This window comes from Nocardia sp. NPDC059229 (assembly GCF_042754165.1).
Classification (GTDB): domain Bacteria; phylum Actinomycetota; class Actinomycetes; order Mycobacteriales; family Mycobacteriaceae; genus Nocardia.
In genome coordinates this window covers 51,311-68,893 of record NZ_JBHZAK010000024.1, presented here as the reverse complement: position 1 = coordinate 68,893, position 17,583 = coordinate 51,311, and the positions used below count along the sequence as shown (strand labels likewise).

Below are 17,583 nucleotides of genomic sequence, written 5' to 3'. Positions count from 1 at the left end.
GTCGGTGGCGTACCCGAATCGCATGTCCAGGCCCACCACCCGGCCGGCCTCGTCGTGCCGCTCGATGCCGGTGAGCTGGAGGTCGAACTTGGCCTCGGTGAGCTCGGGGTCGAGCGCCTCGACGGTGAGTCCGGGCAGCGCCGCCGACACCGGCGACATGTTCTGGAAGGCGAAGGCCACCTGGAACAGCGGGCTCACCGACGCCGAGCGGGCCCGGCCGGTGGCGGCCAGCACGGCCTCCACCACGCGCTCGAACGGCACGTCGGCCTGGGCGAACGCCGCCAGGTCGCGGTCGCGCACCTGCCGCAGCAGATCGGTGAAGGCGAGCTTGCCGTCCACCTCGGCGCGTAGCACCACGGTATTGACGAACATGCCGATCAGGTCGTCCAGCGCCCGCTCGCCGCGACCGGCGAGCGGGACGCCGATCGAGATGTCGCGCTGGCCGGACAGTTTGGCCAGCAGCACCGCGAAGGCGGCGTGCACGACCCCGAACAGGGTGGCGCCGTGCGCGCGGGCCAGGGCCGAGAGCCGCTCGACGGTCTCCGCGTCGACCGCGAAATCGACCGTCTCGCCGAGCATCTCGCGCCGCGCCGGCCGGGGGCGGTCGGTGGGCAGCGCCAGCTGCTCGGGCGCGGAGGACAGCTCGTCCACCCAGAAGCGCAGCTGCCGCGACAGCAGGCTGTCCGGATCGGCGTCCGAACCGAGCACGCGGCGCTGCCAGGCGGCGAAGTCGCCGTACTGGATCTCCAGCGGCGCCCAGGCGGGCGCGTCCCCGGCCAGGCGGGAGGTGTAGGCCAGCACCAGATCCCGGGTCATGGGCAGCACCGAGTAGCCGTCGGCGCTGATGTGGTGCAGCACCACCAGCAGGACGTGGTCGGCCGGGCCGAGTTCGAACAGCGTCACCCGCACCGGCGGCGCGACGGTGACATCGAAGCCGGCCGTGGCCGTCTCGACCAGGCGGGCCCGAATCTCGCTCTCGGACACGGGGACCGGGGTGAGCTCGCCCTGGAGGTCGCCCAGCTCCAGCACCACCTGCACGGGCTCGCCGTCCACCTCGGGATAGCGGGTGCGCAGAATCTCGTGGCGCTCCAGCAGATCCCGCAGGGCCGCGGTGAGCGCGGCCCTGTCGAGCGCGCCGGTGAGCCGGACGGCGGCGGGCACGTTGTAGGCGCCCGACTCCGGGTGCAGGCGGTTGAGCACCCACATGCGCTGCTGGGCCAGCGACAGCGGGGCCGGGCCCGCGTCGGTACGGCGGGTCAGGGCGGGCAGCAGCTCGGCCGGATCGGCGGTGGCGATCCAGCCCGCCAGCCCGCCCACGGTCGGGGCCTCGAACAGGGCCGAGACCGGCACCCGCACACCGAGATCCGAGCCGAGCCGGGCGGCCAGGCGGGTCGCCATGAGCGAATTGCCGCCCAATGCGAAGAAGTCCGCGTCCAGGCCGATCGGGGTGGCCTCGGCCGCGCCGATGACCTCCGCGAAGCCCGCGGCGACGGCCTGCTCGAGCGCGGTCACCGGCTCGCGGTAGGCCGCCACGGCGAAGACCGGTTCGGGCAGCCGCGCCCGGTCCACCTTGCCGTTGGCGTTCAGCGGCAGGGCGTCCAGCACGACCAGCGCGGCCGGGACCATGTAGGTCGGCAGCTCCGCGGCGAGCGCGGCGCGCAGGGCGGCCGACACGTCGTCGCGGCGTTCCTCGGAGGTGCCGGGGACCGCGGCGTAGGCGACCAGCCGGGCGCCCGCGCCGGCGGTGGTGCGAGCGACGGCGACCGCGGCGCTCACGCCGGGCTGCCGGTACAGCGCGGTCTCCACCTCACCGAGCTCGATGCGGAAACCACCGATCTTGACCTGGAAGTCGGCGCGATCGATGTACTCGAGCGCGCCGTCCGCGCGCCAGCGGACGATATCGCCGGTGCGGTACATGCGGCCGCCGGCGAAGGGGTCCGCCACGAAGCGGTCGGCGGTCAGGGCCGGGCGGCCGTGGTAGCCACGCGCCAGCTGCGCGCCGGACAGGTACAGCTCGCCGGGCACACCGATCGGGACCGGGGACAGGCGGGCGTCGAGCACGTAGACCCGGCTGTTCCAGGCGGGTGAGCCGATCGGCACCGCCTGCCGGTGCCGCTCGCGCACCTCGTAGGAGGTGATCGAGACCGCCGCCTCGGTGGGGCCGTAGAGGTTGAACAGCCGTGCGCCCTCGGCATTCTCGCTGTCGGGGTGCTGGTCGAGGAACTCCGTGGCCGTCGCGGCCGGCAGCGCCTCGCCGATGGCCAGCACCGCGCGCACCGAGGCGGGCAGCGGGCCGCCCGCCAGCAGCATGCCGAGCAGCGAGGGCACCGGGTGCAGGATCGTGACGGCGTGCGTCTCGATCAGGGCGCGCAGGCGGTCGGGATCGCGTTCGTCGCCCGCGGCGGACACCACCAGGCTGCCGCCGGTGGTCAGCGCGGACCAGAACTCCCACACCGACAGGTCGAAGGTGGCGGGGGTCTTCAGCAGCGCGCGGTCGCCCGCGTCCAGCTCGAAGGTGGCGCGCAGCCAGCGCAACTGGTTGACGATGGCCGCGTGCGGCACCGTCACGCCCTTGGGCAGGCCGGTCGAACCCGAGGTGAAGATGACGTAGGCCGGGTGCTGCGGGCGCAGCGGGCGCACCCGCTCACCGTCGGTGACCGGCGCCGCGGACAGGCCGGACAGCTCCAGCCGGTCCACCTCGAGCACCGGGACCGCGGCCTCGAAGGGCACGCCATCGGACGACGTGGTGAGAACCACTGCCGGAGCGGCGGTTTCGACAATGTAGGCGATGCGGTCGGTCGGGTGGTCCGGGTCGATCGGCACATAGGCGCCGCCGGCCTTGACCACCGCGTACATGGCGACCACCAGGTCGATGCCACGGCGCATGGCGAGCACCACGCCGGTCTCGGGGCCGACGCCCGCGGCGATGAGCCGCCGGGCCAGGCGGTTGACCCGGGCGTCGAATTCCGCATAGGTGAGCGAGGTTCCGGCGTCCAGCAGGGCGACGGCGGCGGGGTTCGTCGCCACCTGGGCGTCGACCAGATCGGCCAGGGTGGCCGGCGCGAGCTGGTACGCCGTGGCGTTCCAGTCGTGCAGGATGCGCTGGCGCATACCCGCACCCAGCAGGTCGATCTCGCCGATGACGGTGTCCGGCTGCGCCGCAACGGTTTCCAGCAGCCGGGCCAGCGCGGCGGTGAACCGCTGCGCGGTGCCCTCGGTGAACAGGTCGTGGGCATAGCCGAGGGTCAGCTCCAGCCCGGCGGGCGCGCCGGTCTCGGTGTAGTGGTCCACCGCGAACAGGTGCAGATCGAATTGCGCCACATGGGTGTCGAATTCGACCTCCGACACGGTCAGGCCGGGCAGCTGCAGCTCGGCGCGCTCGTGGTTCTGGAAGGACAGGCCCACCTGGACCAGCGGGTGCCGGGCGGTGGAGCGGGCCGGGTTGAGCACCTCCACCAGGCGTTCGAAGGGCACGTCGGCATTGCCGAAGGCGGCGATGTCGCCGGAGCGCACGCGGGCCAGCAGGTCGGTGAACGGTTCGCCGCCGTCGGTGCGGGTGCGCAGCACCAGCGTGTTGACGAACATGCCGATCACATCGTCGAGGGCGGCATCGCCGCGGCCCGCGATCGGGGTGCCGACCGCGATGTCGGTGGTGCCCGAGAGCCGCGACAGCAGGGCCGCGAAAGCGGCGTGCACCACCATGAACAGGGTCGCGCCGCGACGGCGGCCCAGCTCCGTCAGACCCGCGTGCAGGTCGGCGTCGAGCGGAAGCCGAATGTAGCTGCCGCGCAGGCTCTGCCGTGCAGGGCGCGGGTGGTCGGCGGGCAGGTCCAGCTGATCGGGCAGACCCGCCAGGGTCTCCCGCCAGAAGACGAGCTGGCCCGCAGCCACCGAGGCGGGATCGTCCTCGGCGCCGAGCAGGGCGCGCTGCCACAGCGCGTAGTCGGCGTACTGCACGGCCAGCGGGGTCCACGACGGCCGGGAGCCGGCCAGGTGGGCGTCGTAGGCGACCATCAGGTCGCGCACGAACGGGACCACCGAGGAGCCGTCGGCCGAGATGTGGTGCAGCACACCGGCGAGCACGTGATCGCCGGTGGGCGCGCCGTCGGCGTCGACCACCCGCAGCAGCAGCACCCGCACCGGCACGTCGACGGTCACGTCGAAGGTGGTGGTCGCGAATTCGGTGACCCGGGCCACCAGCTCGGCCTCGGTCACGTCGACCGGCTTCAGCTCCGAAACCACCTGCGCGGCAGGCAGGATCACCTGCGCGGGCCCGTCCGCGGTCTCCGGGTAGACGGTGCGCAGGGTCTCGTGGCGTTCCACCACGGCGGCGAAGGCGGCCTCGAGCGCGGGGGCGTCCAGCTCACCGGCGAGGCGCAGAGCGAGCGGGATGTTGTAGGCCGTGGACGCGCGATCGAAGCGGTTGAGGAACCACATGCGCTGCTGGGCGGGCGAGAGCGGCAGGTGCTCGGGCCGGGCGCCGGCGACCAGCACCGGACGCTTCGGCCCGTCGGCCTCGGCCTGCACACGGGCGGCCAGGGCGGTCACGGTGGGCGCCTCGAACAGGGCGCGCACGCCGACAGTGGTGTCGAACAGGGCGCCGATGCGGGCGACCGCCTTGGCCGCGAGCAGCGAGGAGCCGCCCAGGGCGAAGAAGTCGTCATCCGCGCCCACCCGCTCGATGCCCAGCAGGTCGGCGTAGACGTTGGCGATGAGCTCCTCGGCGACGGTGGCCGGCTGCCGGTACTCGGTGCCCTCGAAGACCGGGGCGGGCAGCGCCGCGCGATCGAGTTTCCCGTTGACGGTCAACGGGATCCGGTCCACGATCACCACCGCCGCGGGCACCATGTGCTCGGGCAGCTCCCGGGCGACGAAGGCACGCAGGTCGGTGGTGGACGGCGCGGTGTCCACGGCCGGGACCACGTAGCCGACGATGCGGGAGGCATCCACGGCGGCATCGTGGCGCACGATGACCGCGGCCTCGCGCACCTGCGGATCCCGCAGCAGCGCGGCCTCGATCTCGCCGAGCTCGACCCGGAAGCCGTGCAGGTTCACCTGCTGGTCGATACGGCCCAGGTACTCGAGGTCACCGGTGGCGGTCCAGCGCGCCAGATCGCCGGTGCGGTAGGCGGATTCGCCGGGACCGCCGTAGGGGTCGGCCACGAAGCGACCGGCGGTGAGCGCCGGGCGGTTCAGGTAACCGCGCGCCAATTGCCCGCCGGAAACATAGATTTCGCCGGGGACGCCGACCGGCACCGGACGCAGTCGCGAATCCAGCACGCGCATGGTCAGACCCGGCAGCGCGCCGCCGATAACGCTGGCGGAGCCGGTGTCCGGGGTGATCGGGCGGTAGGACACGTGCACCGTGGTCTCGGTGATGCCGTACATGTTGATCAGCGCCGGGCCCTGCGGGTGCCGCGCGAACCAGCCCGCGAGCCGCTGCGGTTCCAGCGCCTCGCCGCCGAAGATCACATACCGCAGCGCGAGCTCGTTATCGGACTCGGTGTCGGCGGTGATCAGCTGGTAGAACGCCGACGGGGTCTGGTTGAGCACGGTCACGCCCGCGGTGGCGAGCAGTTCGCGGAACTGCTGCGGCGACCGCGAGGTGAAGTAGTCGACCACCACCATGCTGCCGCCGTACAGCAGCGCGCCCCACAGCTCCCAGACCGAGAAGTCGAAGGCGTAGGAGTGGAACATGGTCCACACGTCAGCGGGCCCGAAACCGTAGTGTCCCTGCGCATTGTCGAACAGGCGGATCACATTGCGGTGCGGGATCACCACGCCCTTGGGCCGGCCGGTGGAACCCGAGGTGTAGATGACGTAGGCGGTGTCGGCCGGGCGCAGCGGCGCGCGCCGGTCGCGGTCGGTGACCGGGTCGGCGGCATAGCCGTCGAGGTCGATGGTGTCCAGGCAGACGACCGGTCCGCCGAACCAGCCGGTCGGCAGCTGCGCGTCGCCGCTGCTGATCGCGCACACCGGGCGGGCGTCGTCGATCACGTACTCGATGCGGTCGGCCGGATAGTTCGGGTCGATCGGCAGGTAGCCGCCGCCCGCCTTCACCACGGCCAGCAGCGCCACGGCCAGCTCCGCGGTGCGCGGCAGCGCCACGGCCACCAGCGATTCCGGTCCGACACCGGCCGCGATGAGGCAGCGGGCCAGGCGGTTGGAGCGGGCGTCGAGCTCGGCGTAGGTGAGGGTCACGTCCCCGGCGCGGACGGCCGGGGCCGCCGGGTCGAGGGCGGCGGCGGTCGCGAATCGATCGGCGAGAGTGGTGAATTCGGCGACATCGGGACCAGTGGCGGACCACTCGTGCAGTACGCGGGCGCTCTCCTCGCTGCTCAGCAGCTGGATATCGCCGACCACCACGGTGTGGTCGGCGGCCACCGCCGCCAGCACCCGGCCGAAACGGCCCGCCAGCGCCGCGATGGTGTCGGCGTCGAAAAGCTCACTGGCGTAAGTGATCTCGATGTCCATGCCACCGGCGCGGCCGTCCTCGGCGTGCGTCTCGAGCACGGTGAACTGGAGATCGAACTTGGAGACTCCGGCGTCCAGGGTCTCCGGGTGCACCCGCAGTTCGGGCAGCTCCACCGTGGGCAGCGCGTAGTTGTGGAAGGTCAGGGCCACCTGGAACAGCGGATGCCGGGCCTGCGACCGGGCCGGGGACAGCACCTCGACCAGGCGCTCGAAGGGCACCTCCGCGTGCGAGAGCGCGGCGATGTCGTCCTCGCGCACCGCGTCCAGCACGGTGTCGAAGCGGGCCCGCGGGTCGATCTCGCTGCGCAGCACCAGGGTGTTGACGAACATGCCGACCAGGCCGTCGAGCTCCTGCTCGCCGCGGCCCGCGACCGGGGTGCCGATCGCGATGTCGGTGCTGTTCGACACCCGCGCCAGCAGCACCGCCAGCGCCGCGTGCACGGTGCTGAACAGGGTGGTGTCGTGCTTGCGCGCCAATTCGGCCAGCTGGCCGTGCAGATCGGAGTCGATGCTCAGGCGGTGGGTGCCGCCGCGCAGCGAGGCGACCGCCGGACGCGGCCGGTCCGCGGGCAGTTCCAGCTGCTCGGGCAGCCCGGCCAGGCGCTGCCGCCAGAACACCAGCTGCCGGTGCGCCAGGGACCGCGCGTCGGATTCGTCGCCGCGACGCTCGGCCTGCCACAGCGTGTAGTCGACGTACTGCACGGGCAGCGGGGCCCACGCGGGGGCCGCGCCGGAGCGGCGGGCCTGGTAGGCCGTCATGAAGTCGGTGGCCAGCGGGCCCAGCGAGAATCCGTCCGCGCTGATGTGGTGGACCACCAGCACCAGCACGTGATCGGTCTCCGAGACGCTGAACAGCGCTGCGCGCAACGGGGTTTCGCGGGTCAGGTCGAAGGCGTGGCCGATGATCCCGGCCACCCGGCCGGGGATCTCGTCCGCGGTGATGCGGGCGGTGAGCAGCTCGGCGTCGGTCGTCGCCAGCACCTGCTGCTCGGGGCCGTCCGGGCCGTCGGGGTAGACGGTGCGCAGGGTCTCGTGGCGCGAAACCACGTCCCGCAGTGCGGCATCGAGCACCTCGGCGTCCAGCACGCCGGACACCCGCAGCACGAGCGGGATATTGTCCGAGGCCGCGCCGGGGCCCGTGCCGATCACATCGGCGTGGTAGCGGTTGAGGAACCACATGCGGCGCTGGGCATCCGACAGCGGCACCCGCTCCGGGCGGGGCCGCGCGGTCAGCGGCAGCTGGGTTCCGGTGCCCGCCTTGGCCTCCGCGATGGCCGCCAGGCCGGCGACGGTCGGGGCGTCGAACAGGTCGCGCACCGACAGCTCAGCGTCCAGGGCCGCGCCCACCCGGGCCACGGCGCGGGCCGCGAGCAGCGAGCTGCCGCCGCGGGCGAAGAAGTCGTCGTACGCGCCGACCCGCTCGACCCCGAGCAGGTCCGCGAAGACACCGGCCACGACCTCCTCGGCCACCGTCTCCGGCGCCCGGTAGACCGCGGTCTCGAAGACCGGGGCCGGCAGGGCGGTGCGGTCCAGCTTGCCGGAGGCATTGAGCGGGAAGGCATCCAGCACCACCAGCGCGGCCGGGACCATGTAGCCCGGGAGTGTGGCGGCCAGGGCGGTCTTGATCGCGTCCAGGTCGACCACGGCCTCGGGTTCGCGGACCACGTATCCGGCCAGCTGGTCACCGGCGTGCGCGTCGGCGTGCACCACCACGACCGACTGGGCAACGCCCGGCTGCGCCAGCAGCGCGGCCTCGATCTCACCCAGCTCGATGCGCAGACCGCGCAGCTTCACCTGGAAGTCGGTGCGGCCCAGGTAGTTCAGCTCCCCCTCGGGGGTCCAGGTGACCAGGTCACCGGTGCGGTACATGCGCTCGCCGGTGCCGAAGGGGTTGGCCACGAAGCGATCCGCCGACAGATCCGCCCGGCCCAGGTAGCCCCGGGCCAGCTGGTCGCCCGCCAGATAGAGCTCACCCGCGACACCCGGCGCGACCGGGTTCATGCGCGCGTCCAGCACGTAGGTCCGGGTGTTCCACACCGGGCGGCCGATCGGCACGAAGGCCGTATCCGCGTCGGCCACCTCGTGATAGGTGACATCGATCGCGGCCTCGGTCGGGCCGTACAGGTTGTGCAGCCGCGCACCGGTCAGCTCGCGCAGCTTCTGCGCGGTCGGCGCGGGCAGCGCCTCACCGGAGGCGAACACCTGCCGGAGGCCGAGGCACAGCGCAGCGGCCGGTTCGGCCACGAAGACGGCCAGCATGGACGGCACGAAGTGGGCGACGGTAACGCCGGTGCGGGCGATGGTGCCGGCCAGGTAGGCCGGATCGCGGTGGCCGTCGGGCGCGGCCACCACCAGCTTGGCGCCGATCTGCAAGGGCCAGAAGAACTCCCACACCGACACGTCGAAGGTGTAGGGCGTCTTCTGCAGGACGACATCCACGGCGGTCAGGCCGTACTCGGCCTGCATCCACACCAGGCGGTTGACGATGGCCGAGTGCGGGACGGCCACGCCCTTCGGGCGGCCGGTCGACCCCGAGGTGAAGATCACGTAGGCGGTGTTCGAATCACGGAGCGGCGCAGTGCGATCCGCATCCGTGAGCGGGGCGCTCGAGTAGCCGGCGAGGTCGAGGGCGTCCACGGCCAGCACCGGCAGGTCGCGGTCGGTGGTGAAACCGTCGCGCCGGGTGGTGAGCACGGCCACCGGAGCGGCGGCGTCGAGCACGTAGTCGATGCGCAGGCGCGGCTGGTCCGGGTCCACCGGCACGTATGCGCCGCCCGCGGCGAGCACGGCGTACATGGCCACGACCATGTCGTCCGACCGCCGCATGGCCAGGGCCACCCGGGATTCCGCGGTCACCCCGGAGTCGGCGAGCTTGCGGGCCAGGCGGTGCACCCGGGCGGCGAACTCGCCGTAGGACAGAGTTGTCCCCTCGAATTCCACAGCGGGGGCGTCGGGGCAGGTCAGCGCCCTGGACTCGAACAGGTCGATCAGGCTGGCGGTGCCGGAATCGGTGGCGGGCAGCAGGTCTCGCGTATCGCGGGTGGTGTCGTTCCAGGACATGAGCACCCGGGAGCGCTCGTCGCCGATGAGCAGGTCGATCTCGCCCACCAGCCGGTCCGGCTCGTCGGTCACGGCCTCGAGCACCACGTCCAGCCGCCGCGCGAAGGCCGCCACGGTGGCCTCGTCGAAAATGTCGGTGGCATAGGTGAACTGGGCGCTCAGCTCGCCGTTCGCGGCGTCCTCGCCCACCGACAGCTGCAGGTCGAACTTGGCGGCGCCGGGATCCAGATCGATGCGCGACACCGTCAGCCCGTCCAGCTCCAGCGTGGGCTGGGTGACATTGGCCAGGTCCAAGGCCACCTGGAACAGCGGGTGGCGGGCCTGCGAACGCATCGGGGCGATCACCTCGACCAGCCGCTCGAAGGGCACGTCCGCGTGGGCGAAGGCGCGCAGATCGGCCTCGCGCACCCGGGCCAGCAGCTCCCGGAACGAGCGGTGCGGGGTGACCTCGGTGCGCAGCACCAGGGTGTTGACGAACATGCCGACCAGGTCGTCGAGTGCCTGCTCGCCGCGGCCCGCGACCGGCGAGCCGATCGAAATGTCCGCGGTGCCGGAGAGTTTCGCGAGCAGCGTGGCGAACGCCGCGTGCAGCACCATGAACACCGTGGCGTGATCGCGCTCGGCCAGCTCGCGCAGGCGGCGGTGCCGCTCGGCGGAGATGACGAAGCGGTACTGCGCGCCGCGGCGGGTGGCGACCGCCGGGCGGGGCCGGTCGCTGGGCAGCTCCAGGGTGTCGGGCTGACCGGACAATTCGGCACGCCAGAAGCGAATCTGCTCCGCCAGCAACGATTCCGGATCGTCCTCGTCGCCCAGTACCGCGCGCTGCCACAGCGTGTAGTCGGCGTACTGCACCGGCAGCGGCGTCCACTGCGGCGCGGCGCCGCCGCGGCGGGCGATGTAGGCCACCATGAGATCCCGGGTCAGCGGGGCGATGGACCAGCCGTCGGCGCTGATGTGGTGCACGGCGACCACCAGCACGTGGGTCTGCGGCGCCAGGCGCAGCAGGGTCAGCCGCGCCGGCGGCTGCTCGTCCACCGCGAAGGGCAGCACGGCCAGCTCGATGATGCGCGATTCCAGCGCGTCCGGGCTCACCTGCTCGGGCGCCAGGGCGATGCCGGCCGCCTCGGCGGATAGCACCAGCTGGCGGCCGACGCCGTCCACGGCCGGGTACACCGTGCGCAGCGTCTCGTGCCGGGACACCACATCGGTGACCGCCGCGGCCAGCGCATCCGCGTCCAGCGGGCCGTCCAGCCGGATGGCCGCGACCAGGTTGTCCGCGATCGAGCTGTTGTCGAAGCGGTTGAGGAACCACATGCGCTGCTGGGCGTAGGACAGCGGCACCACCTCGGGCCGCTCCCCCGCCACCAGCGGTGCGCGGGAACCGGATCCGGCCAGCTCGGCCACCCGCGCGGCCAGCTCGGCCACGCTGGAGGCCTCGAAGACCAGCCGCACCGGGATCTGGGTGTCGAGGGCGGCGCCCAGGCGGGCGGTCACCTGGGTGGCGATCAGCGAATTGCCGCCCAGCTCGAAGAAGTCGTCGTCCGCGCCGACCGCGTGTGCGGCCTCGCCGGCGTCGGCGGCATCGGCAGCGGCCGGCCGGGGACGCGGCGGCACGGTCTCGACGGCGGTCTCGGCGACGGCCGGGACCAGGCCCAGCACCTCGGCGAAGACATCGGCGACCAGCTGCTCGACCGGGGTGGCGGGCGCGCGGAATTCGCGCTTGGGGAAGACCGGCGCGGGCAGCGCGCGGTAGTCCAGCTTGCCGTTGATGGTCATCGGCAGGGCGTCGAGCACCATGAAAGCGGCCGGAATCATGTACGCGGACAGGCGATTCGCCAGTCCGGCCTTCAGCTCGACCAGGTCGAGGCCCGCCGACTCGGGCACCAGGTAGGCGACGATCTGATCCCCGCGCACGGCGTCGCGGTGCACGATCACCGCGGCGCTACGCACCAGCGGATGCGCCGCCACCGCGGACTCGATCTCGCCCAGCTCGATCCGGAAGCCGCGCACCTTGACCTGGGAGTCGTTGCGGCCCAGGTAGTCCACGGTGCCGTCGGCGGTCCAGCGCACCAGGTCGCCGGTGCGGTACATGCGTTCACCGGGCGCCCACGGGCAGGCCACGAAACGGTCGGCGGTGAGGGCGGCGCGGCCGCGATAGCCGCGGGCCAGCTGCGGACCGGCCACGTACAGTTCGCCGATCATGCCCACCGGCACCGGCCGCAGCCGGGCGTCGAGCACCCATTCCCGCACCCCGGCCAGCGGACGGCCGATGGTCACCGGACCGTTGGCCGGCAGTGGCACACTGGCATTCACGACGACGGTGGTCTCGGTGGGCCCGTAGGCGTCGACCAGGGTGCGCCCGGCCTCGGCCCAGCGCCGCACCAGCTCCGCCGGGACGGCCTCGCCGCCGACCGCGATCTGGCGCAGGCCGGGCACGTCGGCGGGATCGATGGTGCCGATCGCCGAGGGCGTCATCAGCACGTGCGTCACCCGTTGCGTGCGAATCACTTCCGCCAGCTCCGGGCCCACGGTGGCCCCGGGCGGCGCGATCACCAGCGTGCCGGCCGACTCGACGGCCATCAGCAGTTCGGCGACCGAGATGTCGAAGTTCGGGGTGGAGCCCTGCAGCACCCGCGCCGACGGCGAACCGACGTAGCGCTCGTACTGCGAGGCGGCCAGGCCGGGCACGCCCGCGTGCGTGACCAGCACGCCCTTGGGCACACCGGTCGAGCCGGAGGTGTAGATGGCGTAGACGACATTCCCGGCGCGCAGCGGGCGCACCCGGTCCGCGTCGCCGACCGGATCGGCGGCGAATCCCGCCCAGTCGGCACGGAATCCGGGCTCGTCGAGCACCAGCCAGGGCAGCACCTCCGGCAGCCCGTCGACCATGGCGGAACCGGTCACGCCGAGGACCGCGCCCGAGTCGCGGACCATGTGCGCGATGCGCTCGGCCGGGAACGCGGGATCCACCGGCAGCCAGGCGGCGCCGGTCTTCACGATCGCCCACACCGCGACAACGGCTTCCAGCGACCGCGGCAGGCCGACGGCCACCAGATCGTCCGGGCCGATGCCGCGATCGATCAGCAGGCGGGCCAGGCGGCTGGTGGTCGCGTCGAGTTCGCCGTAGCTGAGCGTGGTTTCGCCGGAGGTCAGCGCCGGGCGGTCCGGGCCGACGGCCACGGCGCGCGCCATCATGTCCGGCAGCAGCCGGGTGGCCCGCACCGGGCCGCCCGAACGGGTTGTCAGATCGGTGTATTCGGCGGGGGCCAGCAGCGGCAGCGCGTCCACGATCACGGTGGGATCGGTGGTGACGGCCTCGAGCAGGCGCACGAAACGGTGCGCGAAGACCTCGATGGTGGAGGGGTCGAACAGATCCACCGCGAACTCGAACTCCGCGTGGATCCCCGCCGGTGCCGGACCTTCCCCGGGACCGGCACCGGCGAAGCTTTCGGTGACCGCTACCGAGAGGTCGAACTTGGTCACCTCGGTGTCCAGGGTACCCGTCGTGGCAAGCAATCCGGGCAGTTCGAGGCTGATGTCTCCGGTCGCGGTGAAGGACAGCGCCACCTGGAACAGCGGATGGCGCGACTGCGAGCGGGCCGGATTCAGTACCTCGACAAGCTGTTCGAAGGGCACGTCCGCGTGCGCGAAGGCCGCGAGATCGGTGTCGCGGACCCGGTGCGCGAGTTCCCGGAAGCTCAGCGCGCCGTCGACGTCGGTGCGCAGCGGCAGCGTATTGACGAACATGCCGATCAGGTCGTCGAGTTCGCGCGCGCCGCGACCGCCCACCGGGGTGCCGATGACGATGTCCGACTCGCCGGACAGGCGGGACAGCAGCACCGCCAGCGCGGCGTGCATGAGCATGAAGGTCGAAACACCCTCGGCCCGAGCGGTTTCCGAAATTCGCGCGTGCAACTCGGCGGGCAGTTCGACGGCCAGCTTGGCGCCGCGGCCGGTGGCGGCCACCGGACGCGGGCGATCGGCCGGGAGTTCCAGCAGGTCCGGGGCGCCCGCCAGGGTCTGCCGCCAGAAGTCCAGCTGCCGCGACAGCAGCGAGTCCGGATCGTCGGCCGCGCCGAGGCGATCGCGCTGCCACAACGTGTAATCCGCGTACTGCACGGCCAGCGGCTGCCAGGCCGGGGCCTGTCCCTGGGACCGCGCCAGGTAGGCGGTGATCAGGTCGCGGGCCAGGATGGGGAGCGACAGGCCGTCGGCGGCGATGTGGTGCAGCACGATGGCGATGGCGTACTCGGGCACGTCCAGATCGGCGGCGTCCACCAGGACCGGACCGCCCAGTCCGCAGTCCGAGGCGACCGCACCGGTGACGGTGAACAGTCGTGCACGGAACGGGATCTCGCGCTCCAGGTCGAAGCCCTGCGCCGCGAACTCGCGCAACCGCGCGTCCAGTTCGTCAGCGTCACAGGTCTCGTGCGCCACCGGCTCCGCCGCCGCGGCGACCGTCAGTACCTGCTGAACCGCGAAACCCGATGCGGTCGAGGGGAATACGGTGCGCAGCACCTCGTGCCGGTCCAGCACGTCCATCAGCGCGTCCCGCATGGCCGCCTCGTCGGCCTCGCCGCGCAGGCGCACCACGAACGGCATGTTGTAGCCGGCGCTGCCGGTGTCGAAACGGTTCAGGAACCAGATGCGCTGCTGCGCCGGGGACAGCGGCAGCGCCTCGGGGCGCTCGCGCCGCACCAGGGCGACCGCGTTGCCCGCCTCCGCGTCGGCGTCCAGGAACTGGTCGTCGATCACCGCCGCCAGCTCGGATACGCCGGTGGCGGAAAACATCTCGCGCACGGTGAGCCGGCAACCCAGCTCGGCGTTCAGCCGCGCCGCCACCTGGGTGGCGATCAGGCTGTTGCCGCCCAGGGCGAAGAAATCGTCGGTCCGGCCGACCTCGGTCGCACCCAGCACCTCGCCGAAGACCCGCGCCACGGCCTGCTCGGTCACGGTGACCGGCGCCTCGTGCCGCACCGCCACCCGGACCGGCTCAGGCAGCGCGGCCCGATCCAGCTTGCCGGAAGCGTTGACCGGCAGGGCATCCAGCACCACGTAGGCGTTCGGCACCATGTAGCCCGGCAGCGCCCGCGCCGCCGCCGCCTTCAAACGGGTGGCGTCCACCTCGGCCGGCGCGACCACATAGGCCACCAGCTGATCGTCACGCACGATCACCACCGCGCGCGACACGCCGTCCACGGCCACCAGCACCGACTCGATCTCACCGAGCTCGATGCGCAGGCCGCGCACCTTCACCTGGAAATCGGTGCGGCCCAGGTACTCCAGCTCACCATTGTCGGTCCAGCTGACCAGGTCGCCGGTCCGGTACATGAGCTCGCCGGAGTCCCCGGCGAACGGATCGGCGACGAAGCGCTCGGCCGTCAGGCCCGGACGCGCCACGTAGCCCCGGGCGAGCTGAACCCCCGACAGATACAGCTCACCCGGGGTCCCTACGGGGACCGGCCGCAGACGTGCGTCGAGCACGTACAGCCGGGTATTGAACACCGGTGCGCCGATCGGCACGGAAACGGTGTCCGCGGCAGTCACCTCGTGGAAGGTGACATCGACCGCAGCTTCGGTGGGACCGTAGAGATTGTGCAGCTCGGCGCCGGTCAGCGCGCGCAGCCGCTGGGCGGTCCGGCCCGGCAGCGCCTCACCGGAGGCAAACACTGTGCTCAATTTGCCTCCGCTGCGCTCCGGCGGGTTCGCGGCGCTGGAGGTCTCGATTCTTCCCTCCTCCGCTCCTCCGCTTCGCTCCCCCGCTCCGTCAGTCCAGAATCGAGCGCTCCGCCTCCCCGCGCTTGCGCCGCGAACCAGAGCGGACTGCTCCAACTCGGACACATACGCGTCCAGCATGGACGGCACGAAATGTGCGGTGGTGACGCCGTATTCGGCGATCACTGCACGCAGGTAGGCGGGGTCGCGGTGGCCGTCGGGCTGCGCCAGCACCAGGGTCGCGCCGATCTGCAACGGCCAGAAGAACTCCCACACCGACACGTCGAAGGTGGCGGGCGTCTTCTGCAGCACCACATCGGCATCGGAGAGCCGGTAGGTCTGCTGCATCCACACCAGGCGGTTCACGATCGCCGCGTGGGTCACCGCCACGCCCTTGGGGCGGCCGGTGGAACCCGAGGTGAAGATGACGTAGGCGGTGTTCGCGGGCCGCAGCGGCGCACGACGCTCGGCATCGGTCACCGGCGCGGCCGAGTATCCGGCCAGGGCGTCGCCGCCCAGCTGGTCCAGATCCAGTGCGGCGACATCGGTTTCGGGGCGATCGGGCGAGGTGGTCAGCACCAGCGCGGGCGCGGCCGTCTTCAGGATGTGCGCGGTGCGCTCGGCCGGGTGGTCCGGGTCCAGCGGCACATAGGCCGCACCGGCGGCCTGCACGGCATACATGGCCACCACCAGCTCCGGCGACCGGCGCAGATGCAGCGCAACCAGCGACTCCGGGCCGACGCCCAGCGAGATCAGGTGGCGGGCAAGGCGATTCACGCGCTCCGCGAGCGCGCCGTAGCCGAGATCGCGGGCGGGCTCACCGGCGAAACGCACCGCCGGGGCCGACGGCGTGCGGGCCGCCTGCGCGTCGAACATCGACACCAGCGTCGCCGCGCCGTCCACCGGATACGCGGTGTCGTTCCACAGCCGCAGCACCACATCGCGTTCCAGCTCGGTGCAGACGTCCACGCCCGCGAGCCGCTCATCCGACTCCAGGCCGACCAGCCGCTCCAGGAAGGTCAGGAAGCGGCGGTGGTGGCGGACGTTCTCCGCGCTGGTGTACAGGTTCGGGTTCACCTCGAGATCGAGGTGGATCCGGTCGTTCTCCCCGTAGAAGAGATTGAGGCTCATGTCCTCGATCGGGCTGGAGGACAACAGGTGCAGGCGCGCCTGGATATCCCCGAACTCCAGCTGGGGATGGAACAGCATGACATTGACCATCGGGCCGAACAGCGCGCGCGAGGCCGGACTGCCCTGCTGTTCGGCGTCGCGGTGGATGTCCTCGTGACGGTAGCGCTGGTGGCGCAGCGCGCCCGAGATCTCCACCCGCGCCGAGGTGAGCAGCTCACCCCAGGTGGTCTCGTCCCGGACCGGAATGCGCAGCGGCACGATATTGGACAGCATGCCCGTCGAGCGCCGCATGACCGCGGTGGTGCGGGCCGTCACCGGCAGGCTCAGCACCGCCTCGTCCTTGCCGGTGAGCCGGGCCATATAGGCAGCGAAAGCCGCGATGATCACCCCGGGCAGACCGGAATCGTGCTGCTCGCCGCACTTTTCGATGCGCCGCTGCAGCTCCTCGGGCAGGATCTGGCCGTAGCGCATATTGCCCGCGCGCGGCGGCGCGGAACGGCCCTTGAGGGTGGTGCCGCCCTCCAGGCCGGCGGTGCGCGCGGCCCAGTGCGCGCGGTCGGTGCGGAACCGGGTGCTCTCGCGGTAGGCCAGCTCCGACTCGACCAGCTCCTGCTGCGTGCCGACCTGCACCGTCTCCGGTTCCAGGCCGCGCGTCAGGGCGGTGTAGCGCCGAGCCGTCCACTGCATGGTGTTCATGGCGGCATAGCCGTCGCCGACGATGTGATGGCCGACCACGAACCAGAACCAGCGCTGATCGGCGACCCGGATCAGCGCGGGCGCGAAGAGCCGCTCGGCATCGGTGAGGACGTTCACCGGCTGGAGGATCTGGGCGCGCATCCATTCATGCGCCGCCGCAATGGGATCGGCCTCCGACCGCAGGTCCATGACGCGGGTGTTGTGACCGGCGGACTCGTCGATGTACTGGAAGGGCTGTCCGTCGATCTCGGTGAAGCGCAGCTGGGAGGAGCGCCAGATCGGCACGCCGTCCTGGGACACCCGCAGGAGCAGGTCGACATCGAAATCGCCTTGGATATCGACGTACTGGGCCATGCTGCACGGCACGTCGGGGTTCAGCAGCTGGGCGTACCAGACGCCGATCTGTGCGGGTCCGAGGGGAAAAGGCGCTGAGACATCCGACGTCGGAACTTCACTCGGTCCGAGACCACTCGAGTCCGTACCCTGCACCAGAGCCTCCCTTGTCAT

General features: G+C 72.0%; 1 protein-coding gene (running past one end of the window). It reads right to left on the bottom strand.

All coding sequences use genetic code 11. The features are described 5' to 3' along the window. Positions 1-17,583, bottom strand: partial view of a non-ribosomal peptide synthase/polyketide synthase gene (locus tag ACFXHE_RS37065; protein WP_379389316.1) — the 5' portion only. 504 nt of this gene lie to the left of the window's left edge; the window shows 17,583 of its 18,087 coding nt (coding positions 1-17,583); it begins with the start codon at positions 17,581-17,583; its stop codon lies beyond the left edge, outside the window.